Source organism: Flavonifractor sp. DFI.6.63 (assembly GCF_024462255.1).
Lineage (GTDB): Bacteria > Bacillota > Clostridia > Oscillospirales > Oscillospiraceae > Lawsonibacter_A > Lawsonibacter_A hominis.
The window spans coordinates 1-22,321 of sequence record NZ_JANGBE010000012.1; the positions used below are offsets into that span (position 1 = coordinate 1).

The 22,321-nt window shown below is 64.6% G+C and carries 18 protein-coding genes; 5 read left to right on the forward strand and 13 right to left on the reverse strand.

Features of this window, described 5'->3' with window-relative positions; genetic code table 11:
- On the forward strand, positions 1-394 hold a 394-nt coding region (locus tag NE547_RS08115; protein ID WP_256175298.1), incomplete at its 5' end, for a hypothetical protein.
- 17 nt (positions 395-411) lie between these two features.
- On the opposite strand, the gene NE547_RS08120 is transcribed toward NE547_RS08115, so the two are convergent.
- From NE547_RS08120 to NE547_RS08130, 3 genes are read right to left on the reverse strand one after another with little or no spacing between them, the layout of a single operon-like run.
- Complete coding sequence (locus NE547_RS08120) at positions 412-1,500, reverse strand: GerAB/ArcD/ProY family transporter (RefSeq protein ID WP_256175300.1); 1,089 nt, start codon at positions 1,498-1,500, stop codon at positions 412-414.
- A 26-nt stretch (positions 1,501-1,526) separates the two neighbouring features.
- Positions 1,527-2,597, reverse strand: a complete 1,071-nt coding sequence (locus NE547_RS08125) for a Ger(x)C family spore germination C-terminal domain-containing protein (protein ID WP_186907338.1) — start codon at positions 2,595-2,597, stop codon at positions 1,527-1,529.
- Positions 2,594-4,114 (reverse strand): spore germination protein, encoded by a 1,521-nt coding sequence (locus NE547_RS08130; RefSeq protein WP_256175301.1) that lies wholly within the window; start codon positions 4,112-4,114, stop codon positions 2,594-2,596. Before NE547_RS08130 ends, NE547_RS08125 begins: the two co-directional genes overlap by 4 nt.
- A gap of 350 nt (positions 4,115-4,464) precedes the next feature.
- On the opposite strand from NE547_RS08130, the gene NE547_RS08135 reads away from it, so the two are divergent.
- A complete protein-coding gene (locus NE547_RS08135; RefSeq protein WP_186907340.1) occupies positions 4,465-5,394 on the forward strand; it encodes a phosphate acyltransferase in 930 nt (309 codons plus the stop codon).
- Positions 5,395-5,477: 83 nt separating this feature from the next.
- On the opposite strand, the gene NE547_RS08140 is transcribed toward NE547_RS08135, so the two are convergent.
- The 4 genes from NE547_RS08140 to NE547_RS08155 all read right to left on the reverse strand — a co-directional run bounded on the left by NE547_RS08140 (position 5,478) and on the right by NE547_RS08155 (position 9,583).
- Positions 5,478-8,141: a cation-translocating P-type ATPase gene (locus NE547_RS08140; protein WP_256175303.1), complete on the reverse strand. Its 2,664-nt coding sequence runs from the start codon at positions 8,139-8,141 to the stop codon at positions 5,478-5,480.
- A gap of 69 nt (positions 8,142-8,210) precedes the next feature.
- Positions 8,211-8,939 carry a response regulator gene (locus NE547_RS08145; RefSeq protein ID WP_186907342.1) on the reverse strand — a complete coding sequence of 243 codons (729 nt, stop codon included), beginning with the start codon at positions 8,937-8,939 and terminating at the stop codon, positions 8,211-8,213.
- Positions 8,936-9,295, reverse strand: a complete 360-nt coding sequence (locus tag NE547_RS08150) for a helix-turn-helix transcriptional regulator (RefSeq protein ID WP_186907343.1) — start codon at positions 9,293-9,295, stop codon at positions 8,936-8,938. The genes NE547_RS08145 and NE547_RS08150 overlap by 4 nt, the downstream gene beginning before the upstream one ends.
- Positions 9,296-9,373: 78 nt before the next feature.
- Positions 9,374-9,583: a hypothetical protein gene (locus tag NE547_RS08155; RefSeq protein ID WP_256175305.1), complete on the reverse strand. Its 210-nt coding sequence runs from the start codon at positions 9,581-9,583 to the stop codon at positions 9,374-9,376.
- Between the two features lie 161 nt (positions 9,584-9,744).
- Between NE547_RS08155 and NE547_RS08160 the strand changes: the two genes are divergently transcribed.
- The 3 genes from NE547_RS08160 to NE547_RS08170 all read left to right on the forward strand — a co-directional run bounded on the left by NE547_RS08160 (position 9,745) and on the right by NE547_RS08170 (position 12,858).
- Entirely contained in the window at positions 9,745-11,592 is a 1,848-nt protein-coding gene (locus NE547_RS08160; RefSeq protein ID WP_256175307.1) for an ATP-binding protein, read from the forward strand.
- Positions 11,589-12,158 carry a response regulator gene (locus NE547_RS08165; RefSeq protein ID WP_256175309.1) on the forward strand — a complete coding sequence of 190 codons (570 nt, stop codon included), beginning with the start codon at positions 11,589-11,591 and terminating at the stop codon, positions 12,156-12,158. The genes NE547_RS08160 and NE547_RS08165 overlap by 4 nt, the downstream gene beginning before the upstream one ends.
- 97 nt (positions 12,159-12,255) lie before the next feature.
- Positions 12,256-12,858, forward strand: a complete 603-nt coding sequence (locus tag NE547_RS08170) for a hypothetical protein (protein WP_186907347.1) — start codon at positions 12,256-12,258, stop codon at positions 12,856-12,858.
- 239 nt (positions 12,859-13,097) lie between these two features.
- Here the strand turns inward: NE547_RS08170 and NE547_RS08175 are convergent, their stop codons facing one another.
- The 6 genes from NE547_RS08175 to NE547_RS08200 all read right to left on the reverse strand — a co-directional run bounded on the left by NE547_RS08175 (position 13,098) and on the right by NE547_RS08200 (position 22,217).
- Entirely contained in the window at positions 13,098-14,348 is a 1,251-nt protein-coding gene (locus NE547_RS08175) for a peptidylprolyl isomerase (RefSeq protein WP_256175311.1), read from the reverse strand.
- Positions 14,349-14,580: 232 nt separating this feature from the next.
- Positions 14,581-18,093 (reverse strand): transcription-repair coupling factor, encoded by a 3,513-nt coding sequence (gene mfd / locus NE547_RS08180; protein WP_256175313.1) that lies wholly within the window; start codon positions 18,091-18,093, stop codon positions 14,581-14,583.
- Between the two features lie 49 nt (positions 18,094-18,142).
- A complete protein-coding gene (locus NE547_RS08185) occupies positions 18,143-19,180 on the reverse strand; it encodes an acyltransferase (protein ID WP_256175315.1) in 1,038 nt (345 codons plus the stop codon).
- Entirely contained in the window at positions 19,173-19,766 is a 594-nt protein-coding gene (gene pth / locus NE547_RS08190) for an aminoacyl-tRNA hydrolase (protein WP_186907350.1), read from the reverse strand. The genes NE547_RS08185 and pth overlap by 8 nt, the downstream gene beginning before the upstream one ends.
- Positions 19,767-20,003: 237 nt before the next feature.
- Positions 20,004-20,963 (reverse strand): ribose-phosphate pyrophosphokinase, encoded by a 960-nt coding sequence (locus tag NE547_RS08195; protein ID WP_186907351.1) that lies wholly within the window; start codon positions 20,961-20,963, stop codon positions 20,004-20,006.
- 51 nt (positions 20,964-21,014) lie between these two features.
- Positions 21,015-22,217 (reverse strand): DapH/DapD/GlmU-related protein, encoded by a 1,203-nt coding sequence (locus tag NE547_RS08200; protein ID WP_186907456.1) that lies wholly within the window; start codon positions 22,215-22,217, stop codon positions 21,015-21,017.
- Positions 22,218-22,321: the final 104 nt, after the last annotated feature.

Below are 22,321 nucleotides of genomic sequence, written 5' to 3' on the forward strand. Positions count from 1 at the left end.
CTTAATCATAGCTTCAAAGAAATTTGTCAAGAGCCTTCCTATTCCAATTGCTTGTCTTAGAAAGGACTTCTCGTCCTTTTCTGGTGCTTCAAGTTTCACGTTGTTTAATTTACAAGGTGCACGCGTCCCGCTTCATTCGGCTTCCGTCTCAGTCGCAGGAACTTTATTGTACCATGCTCGGTTCAACTTGTCAAGAGGTTTTTTGATTTCTTTTTCATCGAGCCGCAAGGCTGATTTTTTGGAAACCCTTGCCTCTCAAGGGGTTGCTCCTCACAGGCGCTCAATTAATATACCAAATGCCTGTCCAATTGTCAACACCTTTTTTGCATTTTCCTGCGTCTTTTTTTACACCCCCTTGACGCAACAAGATATGCCGTGCTTCTCTGCCGTATAGGCACAAGATATGCTTTCCTATGCCCGCTTCCGGCGCAGAAGCGCCACAGGCAATACCAGTGCAGGCAGCAGGAACCCAAAAACCAGCCCCCCCGCTTCCCCCCAGCCCTCGATCCATTCATATAAGGTAAAGGCGTCCGGGAACAGGAACAGCGCGCCCGCCAGCGTCAGAAGAACAAGAGGCAGGGCGGCGCTTTCGCGCCGCTGAAAGCCAAAGACAGCTTGCGCCATACAGCAGCAGGAGCACAGGAGCAGGGTGAGCAGCGCCAGATCGGCCAGCACCCACAGGGCAATGACCACCGACTCCACCCGTCCGAAGGCGCCTTCCACACCCACGCCTTTGACCATCATAAAAAAGGGGGTGTCCATCCGCTGTGTCAAACCGGGTCCAAACGCCCCCAGGCACACCCATTGCAGCAGCGTGAGCACCAGGCAGAAAACAGCGGCCCAGCGCATCGCCCGGCGGCGGTTTCCCTCTTTCCGGGCCACTCCTCCCCCCAAAAAAGCGCCAAAGATCACGTATCCCACTACCGAAAGCGCAGGCAGGGTGCCCCGGAGGACTTCCGGCACATCCTGCACCCATACCGGCAGCACATTCTGGGGTTCCACCCGAAACAGCCCCAGAAACAGGACTACTCCCAAGCAGAGGGATAGGGCCAGATAAAAGATTTCTCCTGCGCGGACCAGGGCCGGCAGCTTTTTGCGGGCAAGCCACAGCGCCACCGCCAGCAGCACCACCAGAAAGAGCTTTAGGGGTGCGTTGCGGTAGCTGGTGGACAAAAGGCGCAGGGCAAACAGCCGTGCGTTGACGCACAGCAGGCACAGCCCCCACAGCAGGTAAAGCAGGGCGAGGGCCTTTCCCGGCAGCCTGCCCAGGGCGCGCTGGAAGATCTGGGCCAGACCGTCCTCCGGCCCGGCCGTGCGAAACAGGGCAAACAGCACCCAGCAAAGCCCCAGCAGCACGGGCAGCGCCGTCAGGGTGCACAGCCACCCGGCCGCTCCCGCCGCCGCGGCCGTGCGGCCGGGAAGTACGCGTACCGTCGGGGAGAGCAGGGCCGCAAACAGCAGACAGAGCAGCTGGCGCAGCGCGATTTTACCCTCAGGCATGGATTCACCACCTTAATGAAATCGTTTTACCCCGCGTCATAGCTGCGCTCCAGCTTAGCCGTGACGGAGACGCTGACCTCCAGGCTGGAGGGATCCCACTGCCGCCGCAGCGCCTCTGCGCGCCAGGGCTGGGACAGTCCGGCCGCTCCGGCCAGGGAGAAGAAATCCCCCTCCAGCGTCCGGCACAGCTCCAGCGCGGCCAGAATGCGCTCCTGTTCCACTGCGGCCAGCTCCGCCTCCAGGCGGCGGCGGGCCGCCTCCTCCTGCAGCGCAGGCGCCCCTTCCGCCAAATTGGCCTCCACACGGCACTTTACGTCCATACCGGTGAGCACTTCCCCGTCAAAAACGCCCCGGATACGGGTCTTGGCCCCCACCACCCGCAGCGCGGCGGTTCCGTCGGCCTGAGGCAGTTCTACCACGTCGGCATCCACCCGGCTCAGCAGCAGGTTGACCCCGGCTGCGGCCGCTCCCTCCGCCCAGCCCACCAGCACGCCGTCCCGCAGCAGGGCGTATCCGGCGGTGGAGAGCGTGCCGTCACCGGTGAGGGCAGGCGCAAAGGAGGCCCCGCAGCGTTCCAGATCGGAGAGTACGTTCCGGACCGTGCGGGACATGGAGTCCGAGCGCAGCCCCGCTCCGTCGTGCAGGGTCTCCAGCCGGTCAGCCGCGGAGTCCTGTTGCCAGGCGGCGGAGATCGTCGTTCCCGCCTGTCCGTTTTGGATCACATAGAGTTCGGTGTCTAGGCGCATCTCCACATCCCGCATCACATAGTCCAGGGCGCCGCCCACGCCCCGGCGTGCCAGGTCCTCCCCCAGCAGCATCTGTCCCACATGGCCGAAGTAGATATAGGAGTCCCCTTCCCCCTGCATCTCCAGCAGGGCGGCGCTGAGGGTGCCCGCGCTGCCGGAGATCAGGGCGGGGTCGTCCAGCCCCTGCCCGCCGGTGGCGGCGGTGACCGCCACCCCGTCCGCGTCGGCATCCACCCCCAGGGTACGTACCAGGGACATGTCCTCGATCTCGCGGGCGTAGGGCAGCAGATCGGCGCGGCAGCCGCCCAGGGGAAGCAGCAGAAGCGCCAGCACACCGGCCCATCGCTTCATCGCTGGTTCCTCCGGTTCCGGGTGCGCAGGGCTGCGGGGCGCAGCTTCGTACGCTTCAGGGGCTGGCGCAGAACGGCGTGTCCCTCCACCTGCTCTCCCGCATTGGCGGCAAAGGGGGTCAGGTAGGATACGCCGAAGCTCTCGATGCCCGCCAGGTGGCACACCAGCATAGCCGCCCCCGCCACCACCCCGAACAGCCCGGCGGCCGAGGCCAGTACCGCCAGGAGAAAGCGCCAGATGCGCAGGGCGCCCGCCAGCTCCTGCGAGGGCATGGTGTACCCGGCAATGCCCGCGATGGACACCACGATGAGCACCGCCGGGGAAACGATCTTGGCCTCCACCGCCGCAGTGCCCACCACCAGTCCGCCGATGATGGAGACGGTCTGGCCGATGGACTGGGGCAGACGCAGCCCCGCCTCCTGCAGGATCTCAAAGGCCAGCAGAAGAATGAGCACCTCGAACACCGAGAGAAAGGGCACGTCCCGTTTGGCCGCGATGATGGACAGGGCCAGCCGGGTGGGGATCATCTCCTGATGGAAGGTGACCACGGCGATATACAGGGCGGGCAGGGTCAGGGTAAGCAGCAGGCAGGCATACCGCAGCACCGAGATGACCGAGGCCACCATCCAGTTGTTGGACTTGTCCTGGGGCGCCCGCAGAAAATCGCCGATGACGCCGGGGGCCAGATAGCCCAGCGGAAGGCCGTCGATGAGAATGCCCACCCGCCCCTCCGCCAGCCCCGCGCAGAAGCGGTCGGGCCGCTCGGTGTACTGCACCAGGGGAAACGCGGTTGCGGTCTCGTCGATGATATATTCCTCAATATTGCCGGTGGAAAGCACCGCGTCGATATCGATGCGCTCCAGCCGCGCCTGTACCCGCTCCACCAGGGAGGGGTCCACCACGCCCTCCAGGTACAGCACGTCCACCGTGGTCACCGATTGCCGCCCTACGATCTGTTCCCGCAGGCGCAGCTCCGGCGCCTTCAGGTGGCGGCGGCACAGGCTGGTGTTGGTGCGCACCGACTCCACAAAGGAATCCCTGGGTCCCTTGAGCACCGTTTCGTTTTCCGGCTCGCTGATGGAGCGCTTTTCCTCCGTGCCTACGTTGAAGGACAAGACCTCCGTCTCCCCCGGAAACAGCAGCAGGCAGTTGCCCTCCACCAGGTCGAAGGCCGCGCGGTCTGTGGCGCTCCGGCGCTCTACCCCCAGATTGTAGAGGGCCCCCTCCTCCATGGCAGCCATCAGCTCCGCCATATCCGGGCAGTCCGCCAGGGCCGAGTCCTGCGCCAAAGGCCGCAGAACATAGTCGCTGACCCGCTCCATCCGCACCATGCCGCTGATGTAGCACAGGGTGATCACCTTTTCCCCGTCCCCCGCCAAGCGGACGTTCCGTTTGGAGAAGTCCGCGCAGCCGGCAAAGACCGTCTCCAGGCTTTCCAGCGTCAGGGGCAGGTCATAGCGGGGCTCTTTCCTGGGGTGGGGCGGCACGTTCTCCCGTGCCCGGCCAAAAAATCCCATGGCCCGCACCTCCTTTTTTGCAAATCCTTCTATGAGTATGACCGGTTTTTCCCGCGATATGCAAAAAGCCCCGGAGCGGCAAAGAAAGAACGTTCCAGGCTGTCAAAAAACCGGAACAGGGTTGGACAACGGGAAGGAAGATCGTGTAAAAGAAACTCGGGAGGGGCGTCTTTCGCGTTGAATCAAATCAAATGTTGAACGTTTGGGAAAGTTCAACATTTGCCCCAGCTTGGCAAAAAGACTTTTTTGACAAGCGGAGAATATTCTTGTATTCCCGCAGGCCTTCCTTTATAATAAGAATAAGATCGCGGTGCGCCGCGGCAAAGACACTGTAAAGTGAGGCGGGAATTATGGAGATCAAGAATTTCGATAATATCATCAGCCGTGTCCCCAAGCTGTCGGCCCCCCTGCGGGTGGTGCTGGCCGGTTCCGACGGAGAGAACATGCTCCGGGGCCTCTTCCAGGCTCAGAACGAGGGCTTTGTGCAGCCCGTGCTGGTGGGCGACCGGGCGCGCACCATGGTCCAGCTGGAGAAGCTGGGGCTGGAGCAGGAGCCTTACACCATGGTGGACACCCCCCCCGGCCACAATGTCACCCAGGCCGCCATCGACATCATTACCTGCGGAGAGGGCGACATCCTCATGCGCGGCAACCTGCCCACCCGCGACTTTCTGATGCCTGTGCTGGATCGGAAGAACGGCCTGCGCACCGAGCGGCTGATGAGCCATGTGTCCCTGGCCTCCATTCCGGAGTATCCCAAGCTGCTGGCTCTGTCGGACATGACCATCATCGTCAACCCCAATCCCACCCAGAAGAAGGCCATCATCAAAAATACCGCCGACGCGCTGAAGGCCTTTGGATATGAGAACCCCAAGCTGGCCCTGATGGCTCTGGTGGAAAACGTAAACTTCCATATGCCCGATACCATCGAGGCCCAGCGCCTGGTGTCCGAACAGAAGCAGCATCCCTTCGCCGACTGCGAGCTGTGGGGCCCCATCGCCTACGATCTGATCATCTCCAAGGAGGCCTGCCGCCTGAAGCATTACGACTGCCCCTGGTCGGGCGGCGGCTTCGACGGCATCATCGCCCAAAACCTGATCGCGGCCAACACGCTGGTCAAGAGCTGGCTGATCCATGCCCACGCCGTCACCTGCGGCGCGGTGGTGGGCGCCAAGGTGCCCATTGCCCTCACCTCCCGCTCCGCCGCTGCGGAGGAGAGCTTCTTCTCCCTGGTCTTCTGCGCCGTCCTCAACGAGTGGCGCAAAAGCCAAAAGCCGTAATTCCGACCCAAACGAGCGCGGCCCCCGTCCTTTCGGACGGGGGCCGCGTCTGTTTAACCGGAGCGGGCGGTGCGTTTCCCGGTTCATCTGCCCTTGGACGCGCCCGTATACAGCGGCGCCCGCCGGGCGCCGGGGACCCGCCGCACCCGGCGCGCGCCCGCGCGTCCCGCCGCTTTGGCGGCTTCGCACACCACCACGGGGGTCACGGCAAGGCAGAGCACCACGGCCCACTCCACAGGGCTCATGGGAACGGTGTTGAAAACGGCCTGCAGCGGCGGCACACAGAGCACGGAGAGCTGCATCACCAGCCCGATCAGGAACGCCCGGTTCATGGCGGCGTTGGAGAAAACGCCGATGTGCAGCAGCGAGGCCCGCTCGCTGCGTACATCAAAGGCATGGAACAGCTGGCACAGGGTCAGCGTGGCGAACGCCATGGTGTTGGCCGCTGCATGGGCCTCACCGGGATCGGAGAGCACATACTCCCCCAAAAAGTAGGCCGTCAGGGTGAGCAGTCCCACCATGGCACCCTGCCAGGCCAGGCGGAGGGAGAAGGCGCGGGAAAACAGGGACGCGCGGGCGTCCCGGGGCGCCTGCTCCATGACGCCCTCCTCCACCGGCTCCACCCCCAGGGCCAGGGCGGGCAGGGAGTCGGTGACCAGATTGAGCCATAAAAGCTGGACCGGCACCAGGGGCATCTGGTGAAAATCCAGCACAGTGGCCAGGAAGATGGTCAAGATCTCCCCAATGTTGCAGGAGAGCAGGTAGTGGATGGCCTTTTTGATGTTGGCGTAGATGCCGCGGCCCTGCTCCACGGCGGAGACGATGGTGGCAAAGTTGTCGTCCGTCAGGATCATATCCGCCGCGCCCTTGGCCACGTCGGTGCCCGCCACCCCCATGGCGCAGCCGATGTCGGCCGCCTTGAGGGCGGGGGCGTCGTTGACCCCGTCGCCGGTCATGGCCACGACCTTGCCCCGGGCCTGCCACGCCCGGACGATGCGCATCTTATGCTCCGGAGAGACCCTTGCATAGACGGCGAAGCGCTCCACCTCCTGCTCCAGCAGTCCCTGGGGCATAAAGTCCAGATCCTCCCCGGTGACGGCCAGATCCCCCTTGCGGCAGATCCCCAGTTCCTTTGCCACGGCCACGGCGGTAAGCTTATGGTCTCCGGTGATCATCACCGGCCGTATCCCCGCGGCGTAGCACTGTTCCACCGCACGCCGCACCTCCGGCCGGGGCGGGTCCATCATGCCGATCAGGCCCGTAAAGGTCAGCCCCTGCTCCAGGGTGGCGCTGTCCAGCGTCCGGGGCAGGAAGGCCAGGTCCTTATAGGCCACGCCCAGCACCCGCAGGGCCCGCAGGGCCATGGCCTCGTTGCGGGACAGGGCCCTGCGGCGCGCCCCCTCGTCCATCCTGCACCGGCCCAGCAGCACGTCGGGCGCCCCCTTCACCAGCACCCGAAAGCTGCCATCCGCCTTTTGATGTACCGTGCTCATGAGCTTGCGCTCCGAGTCGAAGGGCAGCTCGGCCCGCCGGGGCCACTGCTCCTCCAGCGTCCCTTTCTCCAGCCCCTCCCGCGCGGCGGCTACCACCAGGGCCGCCTCGGTGGGGTCGCCGCCGGCGGCGGGTTCCCGCCCTGCCCGGATGAGCGCCGCGTCGCTGCAAAGCGCGCCGATGGTGAGGGCCAGCGCCCGCTCCCCTGTCCGGGGCGTCCAAACGTCCACCACAGTCATCCGGTTCTGGGTCAGGGTGCCCGTCTTGTCGGAGCAGATCACCCCCGCGCAGCCCAGGGTCTCCACGGCGGGCAGGCGCTTGACGATGGCGCCCCGCCTGACCATCCGCTGGACCCCCAGCGCCAGCACGATGGTAACGATGGCGGGCAGCCCTTCCGGAATGGCGGCCACGGCCAGGGATACGGCGGTCATGAACATCCCCAGCAGGGCCTTGCCCTGGAGCAGGCCAGCCCCGAACATCACCGCGCACACGCACAGACACACGAAGGAGAGGGTCTTGGAGATCTCCGCCATCTTTTTCTGGAGCGGCGTCTGGCTGTCCTCCTCCCCCAGCAGCATCCCCGCGATGCGGCCCATCTCGGTGTCCATGCCGGTGGCGGTGATCACGCAGAGGGCCCGGCCGCCGGTGACCACGGTCCCGGAGAGCACCATATTCCGCCGGTCGGCCAGGGGGGTGTCCTCCGGGAGCTCCCCCACAGGGGCCTTGGCGGCGGGTACCGGCTCCCCGGTCATGGCGCTCTCATCACAGCGCAGCCCCGCGGCCGTGAGGATGCGGGCGTCGGCGGGCACCAGGTCCCCCGCCTCCAGCCGGATAATGTCGCCGGGCACCAGCGCCGCGGTCTCCAGGCGGATCTCCTTGCCGTCCCGCAGCACCTTGGCCAGCGGGGCCGACATCTGCCGCAGGGCCTCCAGGGCCTTTTCGGCGTTATCCTCCTGCGAGATGGAGATGCAGGCGTTGACCGCCACGATGACCAGGATGATGGCCGCGTCCAGCCAGTCCTCTCCCCCGGTGGCCCACAGGGACAGCCCCGCCGCCGCCAGCAGCACCAAGATCATGGGGTCCTTCATCTGCCCCAAAAAGCGCCGCAGCAGCCCTGCCCGCCGCTGGCGCGCCAGCTCGTTGGGCCCCCAGCGCTCCAGCCTGCGTCCGGCCTCCCCCGGTGACAGGCCCCGCTCCCGATCCGTCTCCAACTCTCCCAGCACTTGCTTGACGCTCTTGGCGTACCAGGCGTTCATATGCATTTCCCCTGACATCCAGAATTTTCCTGTCCTTGGCTGCCAGTATAGCACAAGGCCTGTCCGTATTCAGGGGAAACGTGGCGGGACAGGAAACGGCTTTTGCAGCTGCGCCGCCCGGTCCGCCAGGCGGCGCAGGAAGCAGTCGTTGCTGGGCCGCTTTTCGGGCCTGCCGCCCATCAGGGCGCAGTATTCCGGCGGCGCGGCGCTGTGGATGCGCCGCACCATCTCCCGGATGTTCTTTTCCACGCAGGCATAGCTGGTCCGCCCCCGCCGCATGGCGGGTAGATAGGCCTGTTTGAGCAGCATATGCTTTCCCCGCGCCCCGGCCAGGGCCGCGGCTGCAATGGCGGCGGCCTCGGCGCCCAGGCCGCCGCCCCCCATATCCGCCAGCAGAGCGGCGGCCGCCTGCTCCAGGGGGTCCTGATAGAGCACCCGGATCAGCCCGGGCAGCGTCGCCAGGTGCACCGGCTTGATGAGATAATAGTCCGCCCCCAGGGAAAAGGCATAGCTGACCACATGGGAGGATGCCACCCGGGAGAGCACGATGACCTTCGGGCGCGGGACCACCGGATGCGCCCGGAGCTGCTGCAGGACGCCCAATCCGTCCAGGCCGGGCATGATCAGGTCCAGGAGCACCACGTCCGGCCGCTCCCGCTCCAGCAGCTCCAGCGCCTCATAACCATCCCGGGCGGCGGCGCACACCGCCATGTCCTCCAGGGGGGCGAAGAAATCGTTCAGCAGCGTGCGGGCGGCTGTGTCGTCCTCCGCCAGCAGGATACGAATCGGTCGTGTCATCCGTCCTCCGATTCCATCGCACGCACCAGATCGGCCGCTTTCAGAATAATGTGGGCGGCCAGGCCCCGGTCCAGCGGCGTCATCTCCTCCATGCGCCGCAGCATCCGCCCTGCCGCCGCGCCGGGTTCCCTCTGCCCATAGGCCAGCGCGTCCAGGCTGATGTTAAAAATACTCCCCAACCGGATGAAGTAAGCCATACTCATGCATTTCTTCCCCTGTTCGATGTCCCCGATATACTGGGTCGAGCTGCCCAGCCGCTCCGCCAGCGCCTCACGGGTCAGTCCCGCCTCCTTCCGGCACCGCCAGACCCGCCGGCCCACTTCCTCGCACAGCGCCTGCTTTTCCTGCTCATCCATATTAAAAGCCCCTTTGTGCAAAACTTTAGTTATAGCTTGGCACAACTCAAGGTTTTTAAAAGCAACCATCGTTTCTTATTATGCGTCTATAATACCCATTTTCTTAATGCAAGCTTCTTTTTGAGCATTTTGCTCTATTGCGGCGGCAAAAGATTGGTCAATCAGACGATTTTGGGGGCTCGCCCCCTGAAATTTTGCTTTCCCGCCCTTCCAGACGCCAAACAGCACTATTTCAAGCGATTTTTTAAAAACAGCTCGCTTATTCTTTTCTTTTCTTCCGTTATCCATTAAAATCTCTTTGTAAATTCATTTGTAAAACCGGCCCTCTTTTTGCTATCCTAAGCGTGTGGAAAGCAACGCCTGTTTTTTGATCCGGACAAGCAAATTTGGAAGGAGAGGCCGCCTGCGGGATCGTCCTCTGGTTTCCCGCGCGAGGCGGGAGCCCTGCCATGACGCCTAAAACACTCAAGAGCAAGGTATCCCTGGTCTATTTCAGCCTGATCTTTATCATACTGATGCTCGGCGTCATTTCTCTGTGGAATTTGACGCGAATCGGCCGCGCCGTCAATAATATCGTTATCACCAATTATAACAGTATCCAGCGTCTGGGCCATATGAGCGACGCGCTCAATTCCCAGAGCTCCATCCTGCTGACGTACCTGGACACGGGCAATTACGACGCCGCCCTGGAGCAGTTCGACGCCCAGACCACAATCTTTTGGGAAAACTACCACATGGAGCATGCCACCATCATTATCCCCTATGAGATGGAGCTGATCGAGGGGATCGGCAGTGAATATGAATCCTTTCTGACTCAGGCGCAGGCGGTCTTCTCGGCAGAGGGGAACGCGGACGCGCTGACGCTGTACCAGACCGGCACAGCGCCCCAGGCCCAGCGGGTCACGCTGAACATGGACGCGCTGGTCGCTTCCAATGAAAACGCCCTGTTTGCCCGCAAAGAGGAGGCCCAGCAAACCGTCTCCCGCGCCTGGGCTGTGCTGGCGGTCTTTTTCCTGCTGGCGGCGGTCATCGGCTTTTTTGCCCTCAAGCTGTATACCGACAAGCTGTTCCGCCCCATCTACGAAATCACGCAAAACCTGAAAGCGGTGCGCCAGGGCAACCTGAACCGCAAATCCTCGGTGCGCTCCAACGATGAGTTGGGCGCGCTGTGCGAGGAGTTCAACAACATGACCCAGCGTCTGCTGGAATTCGAGCGGAGCACCATGGGCCAGCTCCTTTCGGAACGCAACCGCACCATGGCCATCGTCCGCAGCATTACGGAGCCGCTGGTCATCCTGGACGGCAACCAGCGCGTTACGCTGCTCAATCACTCGGCGGAAGAGCTCTTCGGTCTGTTCACCAGCGACAGCGCCGGTCAGGATTTCCTTTCCGTCATCCGCCGTTCCCGCTTTCATGAGCCGTTGTCCCAGATCCTGCGGGACCCGGGCGCGTATCAGGAGGAGGTGCTCTGTATCGGCTCCTCCGATGACGCCCGTTATTTCAACGTTACCTTGACGCCTCTGCATTACGAGGGGATCGACCCCGGGTCGGTCATCCTGGTCTTTTACGATATTACCGAGCTCAAGCGTCTGGACACGATGCGCAGCGATTTCATCGCCACCATCTCCCACGAGTTCAAAACGCCCCTCACCTCCATCGTCTTTGGGGCGGATCTGCTCTCCGACGGCTCCCTGGGGGCGCTGAACCCGGCCCAGGGCGAGGTGGTCACCACCCTGAAGGAGGATGGCGAACGTCTCTCCCGGCTGGTCTCCGACCTGCTGCTGCTGTCCAGGATCGAATCGCCCAATCTGATCTACCAGTTTGTTCCCTGCGATCTGGCCGGGATCATCCGCAGCGCTCTTCCCCAGTTCCTCCCGCTGGCCGAACAGGGGGGCGTTTCGCTGGCGGCCCAGCCGGAGGCGGACCTGCCGCTGGTTCTGGCCGATCCGGACAAGATCAAATGGGTCCTGAACAACCTGCTTTCCAACGCCGTGAAATATACCGATCCGGGCGGTCGTATCCTGGTCCGCGCCCGGCTGACCGGCGCAAGCGTCACCTGTGAGGTGTCCGACACGGGGGAGGGGATCCCGCCCGCTTTCCTGGAGCGCATTTTTGACAAATACGTCCAGGTCAGCAGCTACGATCTGGAGCTGCGGGGCAGCGGGCTGGGTCTGGCTGTGGCCAAATCCATCATCCTGGCCCACAACGGAAGGATCTGGTGCGAGAGCGAGCTGCACCAGGGCTCCAGCTTCTATTTTACCCTTCCGCTGTCCGATAAGGGAGTTTTGCACCCATGAAGAAGGTCCTGATCGTCGACGACGCAAAAAACATCCGCATGCTGCTCACCAAATGCCTGGAGCTGGAGGGATACCAGGTCAAGACCGCCACCAACGGCAAGGACGCCCTCGCGCTCTTTTCCTCCGAGCGCTTTGACCTGGCCTTCCTCGATATCAAGCTGCCGGAGCTCTCCGGCACGGAGGTGCTCCGGCGCATCCGCGCCCAGGGCAACGACACCCCGGTGATCGTCATCACCGCCTATCCCACGGTAAAAAACGCCGTGGAGTGTACCAAGCTGCAAAGCATCACCTACCTGCAAAAGCCCTTTACCGCCGACCGGCTGCGCGCCGTGCTGAAGGAGGTCACCCCGCCCGACCCGCTGCCGGCGTCCTCCGATGCGTACAAATGCGCCGCCGATTTGTTGGATGCAGAACGCTGGGAGGAGGCGATCTCCCGGCTCAAGGCGGCTCTCGCCGCCGATCCCACCGATCCTGCGGTTTACTTTGGTCTGGAACGGGCCTATCTCGGTCTTGGCGACCGGGAGACCGCCGAAAAATTCCATAACGCCGGGCGCTCGTTTACCTGATCCCCGCACCGCTCTTCCGCTCAGAAAACAGGACCGTTGTCTTTCCACAAACTGATCAGCGAGAAATCCCTGTTATTTCTGGAAAGGAAGGCCAATTATGAACGACACTCTCAAAAACATTCTGCGCAAAGACGAGACCGTCCTCTGGGCGGGCGCCCCGGAACCGGTGGAGGTGCTGGAGAAGCCGCACGTTCCTCTGCTGATTGTGCGCTGGGCGGTCTGCGCCGTCCTGGGCGTGCTGCTGATCGCTTACCTGACCTATTTCTCCGTGTACGTCTTCCAGGTGGAAAACCAAGCCCGCATAGTGGTGGGCGTCGTACTGGCAGCCTGTATCTTTGTGGCCCTGCGCCCCTTTATGGACGCCCGCGGCCTGCCCAAACGGGTCTGCTTCGCCGTCACCGACCAGCGCTTTATCCTCTATCGCCGCAACGGAGACGCCTTTGATTACCGGGAACTGACCGACATGACCGAAGCCACGGTAGAGGCGCTTCCCACCGGTGCGTATAACTTCTTTATCGGCCCGGTCACCAATTCCCTTCGCCGGAGCACCCACCTCAACGTCACCGAATACCGCGAGGACGCCAAGCTCGACCCGCTGGTCTTTGCCAGCGTGGCGGATATCCAGGGCCTTCTCCGCGTCCTGCCGTCCTATATCACCGTCCACGGCGCCCCCGCCGCCGACCCGGAACGGGCGGCCTGAATCTGCGTTCTTCTCTTTCCCTTTCACATCCCGCCCGGCGCGCCGTTGCCCAACGGCGCGCCGGGCGGGAACCATTTTACCCGTCCGCGTCCTGCGGCCTCCCGGCGGAAGCGCATCCGCTCTGCCGCTGCGCCCGACCGCGGTCTTCCCCCGCCGCGCGGCGGTCCGCCACGCAAAACCGCCCCGGAGCCCGGCATCCAGCCGGTGCTCCGGGGCGGTTTTCACTTCTGCGGCGGACGTTATTCCGCGGCGGGACTCCCGGCGGGCGTGCCGGTCGCTTCCGGCGCACCGGACTCCTCCGGCGTCCCGGTCTCCTCCGGCGCGGCGCTCTCCTGAGCGGCGGCCTCGGCGTCCCGCTTGGCCTGACGGGCTTCGTTGAGCTGCTGGATCTTATCATAGAAGGCCTTGGGGTCCAGCGCGGCAAAGGCGTCGTTGGTCTCCACCACGGCGTTTTCCAGCCACCCGTCCATCAGGTTGCTCATGGCGTAATTGCTGTAGAGGCTGCGGGTATCCGGGGTGTCGGCATCCAGGCGCAGGATGATGTGATAGCCGTACACGGTCTCGATGGGCTCGCTGATCTCGCCCTCGGCCAGGGCCAGAGCCCCCTCCTCAAACTCGGCCACCATCTGACCGCTGTAGGCCAGGTAGCCATCGGGGTAATAAAGGTTGCCCTCTTCGTCCCGGCCGTCGTCGCTGTATGCATTCATCAGCTCGTCAAACTTGGCCGCAGGGTCGTCCGCGGCACGGATCTGCGCCAAAAGCTCCTCCGCCTCGGCCTTTTTGGCTGCCTTTTCCGCGTCGCTGTAAGTGGGATAGCCGGTCGTCTCATCCGTACCGGTGGAGTTCTCAAACGCCACCAGGATATGCTTGGCATTGTAAATGCCCTGCTCTTCCAGGAAGGCATCCATCTCGGCGTCCTCCGGGTCCAGCTTCCCGTCGGCGGCGTATTTCTCCTCCAGGGCCAGGCTCTGGTAGTACGCCATGTTCAGCTTGCGGAACGCCGTATCGCTGATGCACTGCTGATCCAGCCAGTCCTGATAGACGATCCCCTGGCCCTCCAGGGTCTCCTGGAGCTGAGTCATCTGCTCGTCCGCCGTCGTCTGGTCCTCTTCGGATATCGCCGTGCCTTCCTCCGCGGCCTTGAGTTCCACCAGGGCGTAGAGCTTGCTGGTCTCCAGCGCGTCGTTCTTCAGGTAGTCGGCCGTGGGCGTGCCGTCGATCTCCTCCTCCCAGGCGGTGTCGTCGGCCAGATAGCCGCTCTGCTTGGCGGTGGAAATGCTGGTCAGCAGCCAGAACAGGTACTCGTCGGCGGGCACCTCGGTACCGTCCACGGTATAGAGCACGGTATCCCGGGTGATCCCGGCGGCCTGATATGCGATGTCCCCGGGATCGGGCGTGGCCTCAGGCTCGCCGGTCCCGGCGCAGCCGGCCAGCAGCCCCGCCGTAAGTACGCCGCTTAGTCCGGCGCACAGGAGCTTTTTCAGTTTCATCTGATTCATATCCTCCTTCATTTACAAGAGGCGCCGCCCCTGCGGAGGCTCTGGATACTACACGCCAAAGGCCGGACGCTTGTTAGAGTATACCGCGTTTCTGTCCCCGCGGCAAGAAAAAGGGGCGGGATTTACTGAAAATTCATAATTTTAAGGTTCGGTCGGCGCCGGGCGCGGCCCGGTGCGAGCCGGCCCGCCGGGACGGGAGCGGCCGCTCCTGCGCCCCGTCCGCTCATTCCTCCGCCGGCGCGGTCTTTCCGTAGTCCTCCACCAGCTTTTGGGCCGCCTTGAGGGCGTCCTCCCCCCGTTTGAGCTTCAGGGAGAGGTAGGGCTTCTCGCCGGCGGAGAACAGCAGCCGGCCCCCATAGCGTTCCTGCCCGCACAGGGCAGATACCCGCTGCAGGTCGAACCGGGCCAGGTAAAGGTTCAGCCGGATGCCCTTCTGGTCGATCTGGCCGATGCCGTTCCGGGCGGCGGCGGCGCGCAGCAGAGCCACGGCGATGAGGTTATTAACCGTCCGGGGCGGGTCGCCGTAGCGGTCGATGAGCTCGTCGGTCACATCGTCGGCGTCTTCCTCGCTGCGGATGGCGGCAATGCGGCGGTACAGGTCCATCCGCTGTTCCGGAGAGGGGACGTACCGGTCGGGGATGGAGGCGGCCACGCTGAGGTCCGCGGCGCACTCGGTCTGCACGGGAACGGGCTCCCCGCGCTCCTCCAGCACCGCCTCCTCCAGCAGCTTGAGGTACATGTCATAGCCCACGCTGAGCAAAAAGCCGCTCTGCTCGGGGCCCAGGATGTTGCCCGCGCCGCGGATCTCCAGGTCCCGCATGGCGATCTTGAAGCCGGAACCGAATTGCGCAAACTCCCGGATGGCTCCCAGGCGCTTGGCGGCCACCTCGGAGAGGACCTTGCCCCGGCGGTAGGTCAAATAGGCGTACGCCCGGCGGGTGGAGCGCCCCACCCGGCCCCGGATCTGGTGGAGCTGGGCCAGCCCCATCCTGTCCGCGTCCTCGATGACCAGGGTGTTTACGTTGGAGATGTCGATGCCGGTCTCGATGATGGTGGTGCACACCAGCACGTCGATCTCTCCCTCGCTCATACGGCTCATGACGTCGTTGAGCTCCTCCTGGCTCATCTTCCCGTGGGCCACCGCCACCGCCGCATCCTCCCCCAGCAGCTGCTGAAGGCGGGCGGCGGTGCGCTCGATGGTCTCCACCCGGTTGTGGAGGTAGTAAGCCTGGCCGCCCCGCTCCAGCTCCCGGCGCAGGGCGTCGGAGAGCACGCCCCAGTCGTGCTCCAGCACATAGGTCTGCACCGGCTGCCGGTCCTGGGGCGGCTCCTCCAGGGTGGACATGTCCCGGATGCCGGAGAGCGCCATGTTCAGGGTGCGGGGAATGGGGGTGGCGGACAGGGTAAGCACGTCCACCTGCTTGGACAGCTCCTTGAGCTTCTCCTTGTGGGCCACGCCGAAGCGCTGCTCCTCGTCCACCACCAGCAGTCCGAGATCCTTCCACTCCACGTCCTTCTGGAACAGCCGGTGGGTGCCGATGAGCACGTCGATGCTCCCGTCCTTCACCCGGCGCAGGGTCTGCTTCATCTGGGCAGGCGTGCGAAAGCGGGAGACCACGTCGATCTCGACCGGATACTTGGCAAAACGCTGCTTGGCGGTCAAAAAGTGCTGGCGGGCCAGCACGGTGGTTGGGACCAGGATGGCGGCCTGCTTGCCGTCCAGCACGCACTTCATCACCGCCCGGAAGGCCACCTCGGTCTTGCCGTAGCCCACATCGCCGCAGAGGAGCCGGTCCATCGGCCGGGGGGTCTCCATATCCCGCTTGATCTCTTCGATGCAGCGCAGCTGGTCGTCGGTCTCGGCGTACTCGAACTCGTCCTCAAACTCCTTCATCCAGGGGGAGTCGGGGGAAAAGGCATACCCCGGCTGCCGCTGGCGCTGCGCGTAGAGCTGGATGAGCCCCTTCGCCAGGTCCTGCACCGCCTTGCGGGCCCGGCTCTTGGCCTTCTCCCAGTCGGTCCCCCCCAGCTTGGAGAGCTTGCGCGTTTCGTTGGCGTCCTCGCCGGAACCGATGTATTTGCTCACCAGGTCCAGCTGGGTGGCGGGGACGTAGAGCACGTCGGCCCCGGCGTAGGCGATCTTCACGTAGTCCTTCTCCACGCCGTCCACCGTCATGCGGGTCATTTCCAAAAAGCGCCCCACGCCGTGGTGCTCATGCACCACCAGGTCGCCGGGGGACAGGTCGGCGTAGGAGCCCAGCTTCTGCCGGTTGGTCACCGCCCTGGCCCCGCGCTTCTTCCTGCCCGGCAGGGCCTGCCCCTCCGTCAGCACCGCCAGATGGGCCCCGGGGTACTCCATCCCCGCGGTAAGGCCGCCCACGGCAATGACCGCCTTGCCGTACTCGGGCAGTGCATGCAGCTGGAAGTCCACGGCGGTCTTCCGGTTCTGCTCCCGCAGCAGGGTCTGCAGATTCAGGGCCCGCTGCTCGCTGCCCACCAGCACCACGATCCGAAATCCGTCGGACACGTAGTGGGCCAGGTCGGACACGGCGGTCTCCAGGCTGGCGCCGTAGGAGGGCAGCTGTTTGGCCAGCAGGCTGAGCAGGGTGCGGGGCCGTGCGGGGTACTGGGCGGAGGCAAAGGAGTCCAGATAGCAGACCGGCCATGCCTCCAGCTGCCGGCACAGCGCGTCGAAGCTCTGGGCGAACTCGGCCAGCTCCCCGGCCACCGTGCCGTTTTCCAGCAGGGTCTGGCTGTCCTGCTCCAGCTGCCACAGATAGTGTTTGGCCCGTTCGGCCACGCGGGGGCTCTCGCTGAAGAGCACCACCGCCTCCTCCGGCAGGTAGTCCGCCGCCGTGGCCACCCGGGGATAGATCAGCCCCAGATACCGGTCCAGTGCCGGAAACACGGCGTGGCCGGCCAGGCGCTCCCGGTCCTCCTCCAGCGTGCGCAGCAGGGCGTCGCTGCCGCCTTTGCGCCGCTTCACCCGGGCAATCAGGCCGTCCAGTTCCCCCAGCAGGCCGTCCCAGCCCCCCGGCGCGCACTGGGGCAGCACCTCGGCGGCGGGCAGGATCTCCGCCTGCCGGATGTTCTCGGTCCGCCGCTGGGTATTGGGGTCGAAGAGCCCCAGCGAATCCACCTCGTCCCCGAAAAACTCCGCCCGCACCGGGCGCTCCTGGGCGGGAGAAAAGAAGTCCAGAATCCCCCCGCGCAGGGCAAACTGCCCCACGCCCTCCACCTGCTCGCAGCGGGTGTATCCCGCCGCCGTCAGCGTCCCGGCCAGTTCGTTCAGGTCATGGCTCTCCCCCAGGCGCAGGGTCTGCGCGGCATGGATCAGCTGGCTTTTGGGCATGGTGCGCTGTAACAGGGCCTCCACCGTGCACACCAGCAGGGGGCATTCCCCCGCCGCCAGCGCGCGGAGCACGGAAAGGCGCCTGTGCTCCCACTGGCGGGAGGCCACGGCGGCGTTATGAAAGGTGAACTCCCGGGCGGACAGGGTGCGCACCCCTTCTCCGGAGAGCGCGGCCAGATCCCGCTCCAGCCGCTGGCACTCCCCCTCGTCGGCACAGACCAGTACCACCGGCCGCCCCAGGGCCTGGCGCAGCCCGGCGGCAAAGTGGGCGCGATGAACGGCGGACAGGCCGTTCACCGCCGCCGGACAGGCGCCGTTGTCCACGGCGGCGCACAGCTGCCGGAATTCCGGGAGATCGTTGAGCGCGGCAAGCAGCGGCTTCATAGGGCCCTCCTAAATAGAAAATTTTGGAAGTCACGGGCGCAGCGCCCACTCAGCGACGGACGGCGGGCGCCCGGTGCGGCCGCCTGCGCCCCAGCAGGATGGGGCAAAAGCGATCCAGCAGCAGGATCAGCGGCGCCGGGATCAGAACCAGCCCCGCCAGGTGGACCGCCAGCAGGCCCCAGCCTGAGACGGGCGCGAGGCACTCCACAGCCCGCTGGGCCAGATTGGAACCAAGCCACCCCACGGCATAGTAGGCGGCGCTGTATTTCCCCAGAAAGCGCAGGCCTCGGGCCGCCGGAAGCGCCCGGCAGAGCAGGACACAAAACGCCGCGCCGCAGGCGCCCGCGGCGTAGCAGGTGAAAAACTCATTGAGGTAGCGCAGATTATAGTCGATCCGGGTGGGGCCCAGATTCCGGTTGAAGGCGGTAAGCAGCAGGTTGGCCCCCAAACACACCAGGGCCACCCGTATCGTTTGTCCCGCGCTGCAGACAGAGGCGGGATGTCTCTCCAGCCAGTGCCGGGCCCGGCGGCCCAGGGCCAGATAGGGCAGCAGCAGCACCGCGGCGTCCACATGCCAGGGCAGTCTGGCCCCGCCCAGCCGGGCGTAGATCCACACCGCCCCCGCCGCCAGCAGCGCGGCGGGGAGCAGTCTGTTTTCCCTCCCCTCCAGAGCGCGCAGCAGCAGGGCAAACAGGCATTCCGCCGCAAAGAGGCCGGGGAAGAACCAGGCCCGCCCGGCCCAGGGGGTATCCGGCCACTGCAGGGCGATGCCCAGCAGTCCGTCCCAGTCGGGCCCGCCGCCCGCGGCAAGGGCCGCGGCGCTTTCCCAGCAGAAGAACGCCAGGTTATACGCCAGGTAGGGCATCAGGATCGGCAGCGCCTTATGGCGCAGGGTCGCCCCCACGCCGCCGGGGCGCAGGGAAAAAAACCAGCCGCTGAGCAGAAAAAACAGCGGCATGTGGAAGGAGTAGATCCAGGCGCTCGCCCACTCCGGCAGAAGGCGGGAGTGCCCCAGTCCTACCAGCAGCACGCCCAGCCCCTTGGCCGCGTCGGGCCAGGCCAGACGCGCGCCGCCCTGCTCAGCCATTGAAGCGGCTCATGGCCCGGTCCGCTCCCTCCCGCAGCAGGCACTCCACCGCGTCGGCACACCGCTTGACGGCCTGATCCATCGCCTTGGCGTCCTCCCCGGTGAATTTGGAGAGGACCCAGTCGGCCATGTCGTAATCCGGGTGGGGCTTGCCGCCCACCCCCACCTTGACCCGGGGGAAACCGTCCCCGCCCAGCTGAAGAATGATGTTTTTCAGGCCGTTGTGCCCCCCGGCGGAGCCGTTTTTCCGAATGCGCAGCCTGCCCACGGGCAGGGACACGTCGTCGGAGATCACCAGCACCCGCTCGGGCGGAATCTTGTAAAAATCCGCCGCCGGGCGCACCGCCTCGCCCGAGAGGTTCATATAGGTCACCGGCTTCATCAGCAGCACCCTGTGCCCGCCCACCTCCGCCGTATTGGTGAGGGCGCGGTATTTCAGCTTCTGTACGGGCACGCGGCAGCGCTCGGCCAGCTCGTCCACCACCCGAAAGCCCACGTTGTGACGGGTGAGCTCGTACTGCCCGCCGGGGTTTCCCAATCCCACCACAAGCCACTCCACACCGTTTTTGTTCTTGCCAAACAGCATCCTATTACCCCTTGATACGGATCTTCCTGAAACACAGCGGGCGCTGTGTTTCAGGAAGGTTGATTCGGACGGGTTTTGCGCCCGCCGGGCGCGCTCCCATTCCGCTCTGGGAGCGAAATGGGAGAATCGATCCAAAACGGGAAACGGCGGGGGCAAGCCCCCGCCCTCCCCGGTCGGTCTGTCTTTTGTCGGCTCTGCGCAGCGGCTCTGCAGCCGGGGAGCGCTCCCGGACGCCGCTTACACGAACAGCTTGGAGACGGAGATCTCCTCGTAGATGCGCTCGATGGCCTCGGCAAACATGTGGGCCACGGAGAGATACTTGATCTTATCACAATTTACGCCGGGACGGGCGGGAACGGTGTCGAGGAAGAACACTTCCTTGATCACGCTCTTTTCAATGCGCTCCACCGCGGGCCCGGAGAGCACGCCGTGGCTGGCGCAGGCCACCACCTCCGTGGCGCCGCCCAGCTCCACCAGGGCCTGCGCCGCGCCGCACAGGGATCCGCCGGTGTCCACCATATCGTCAAAGAGGAGGACCTTTTTGCCCCGCACCTCGCCGATGATGTTCATGACCTCGGAGGAGTTGGCCTTCTGGCGGCGTTTATCCACGATGGCCAGTCCCATGCCCAGCTTCTGGGCAAAGGCCCGGGCCCGGGCCACGCTGCCCACGTCGGGAGAGACCACGATCACGTCGTCCTCCTGCCCGGCATAGCGCTGGTGCAGGTAATTGGTAAACACGGGGTTGCCCAGCAGATTGTCCACGGGGATATCGAAAAAGCCCTGGATCTGATTGGCATGCAGGTCCATGGTCAGCACACGGTCGGCGCCGGCACGGGTGATGAGGTTGGCCACCAGCTTGGCGGAGATGGGGTCGCGGGGTTTGGTCTTGCGGTCCTGACGGGCGTAGCCGAAGTAGGGCATCACGGCGGTGATGCGCCCGGCGGAGGCCCGCTTCAGGGCGTCGATCATAATGAGCAGCTCCATCAGGTTGTCGTTGACGGGCGAGCAGGTGGACTGTACCACAAACACGTCGGAGCCGCGGACCGTCTCGTAGATGGAGACGAAGTTCTCCCCATCGGAAAAAGCCCCGACCTCGGCGTTGCCCAGTTCCATCCCCATCTCCTTGCAGATGGCCTCGGCCAGGGGCCGGTTGGAATTGCCGGAAAAGATTTTGATATCCTTGCCGTGTGCGATCATTTCTGACATCCTCTCATTTTTGTTTCTCTTTATCATTTCCCGCTTCCGGGATCATTTCCTGCTCTTGCGGCGCTTGGCGGCCCACTGCTTCTTGACCACCTGCACGCTGCGGGCGATGGCCAGGGAGTCGGCGGGGACCTCGTTGGTGATGGTGCTCCCGGCGGCGGTGTAGGCGCCGTCGCCCACCTTTACGGGGGCCACCAGGTTGGTGTTGCAGCCGATAAAGGCGTCGTCCCCGATGGTGGTGCGGAACTTGGTGGCGCCGTCATAGTTGACGGTGACGGTGCCGCAGCCGAAGTTGACCCGCTGCCCCACGTCGGAATCGCCCACATAGGTGAGATGGGAGATCTTCGTGCCCGCGCCGATGTCGGAGTTCTTCAGCTCCACAAAGTCGCCCACCTTCACGTTGGCCCCCACATGACAGTTGGGCCGGATGTAGGCAAAGGGGCCGATCTTCACGCCGTCGTCCACCCGGCTCTCGTTGAGCTGGGATGCGTTCACCGTCACCCCGTCCCCGATGGTGCAGTCCCGGACCATGGAATTGGGGCCGATCTCGCAGTGTCGGCCGATGACGGTCTTCCCCCGCAAAATAGTGCCGGGCAGCAGCACGGTACCGTCCCCCACGGTGACCTGCGGGCCCACGTAAGTGTTGGCGGGGTCCACCACGATCACGCCGCGTCCGGTCGTCAGCGCCCGGTTCAGGGCGGATACGCCGTCGTGGTGGGCAAAGCTCTGGGCGCTGAGCCAGTCCATGCCCCGGCTCAGCGGCTGGATGCCCAGGAACTGCCCGTAGGGCTGGCCAAAGGCCTCCCCCTTCTCCCGCAAAACGGCGTCGAAGTCCGCCCCCGCGTCCAGCGCGTCTTTGAGCGCGGCGGAGTCCACCCGGAACACGCCGCAGCTCTCCCCCCGGGGCAGCGCCGCCCCGTCGTCCGCCAGATACGCGGCGGCGGCGGCGTTCAGATAGACCGGCTGGGTCACCACGGCCACCCGTCCCGTCAGGCCGGACAGGAATTCCGCCAGCCGCTCCCGTGCGTCGGTGGCGCCGGTGGTCACATAGCCCGTCCCCTCCGGGAAGCAGGCCTGGGCCGCCTGCCGGTCATCGTCGTGGCAGACCACTAAAAATTTCTCGAACCCCTCCGCGCGCAGCGCTTCGGCCATCCAGACCGCCGGCGGAGCGAACATCAGCTCCTCCAGCATCCAATTGAACCGGCCGTCCTCCCGGGGGAGAAACACGACCGCGCCCTTTCCTTCCATATGGCGCACCTCTCTTTTCCGTTTCATTATAGCAAAATGGTCTTAAAATTGCATCGACAAATTCAAAAAATCCACGTTTTTCCCGCACTTTATGTGCCTTGCAC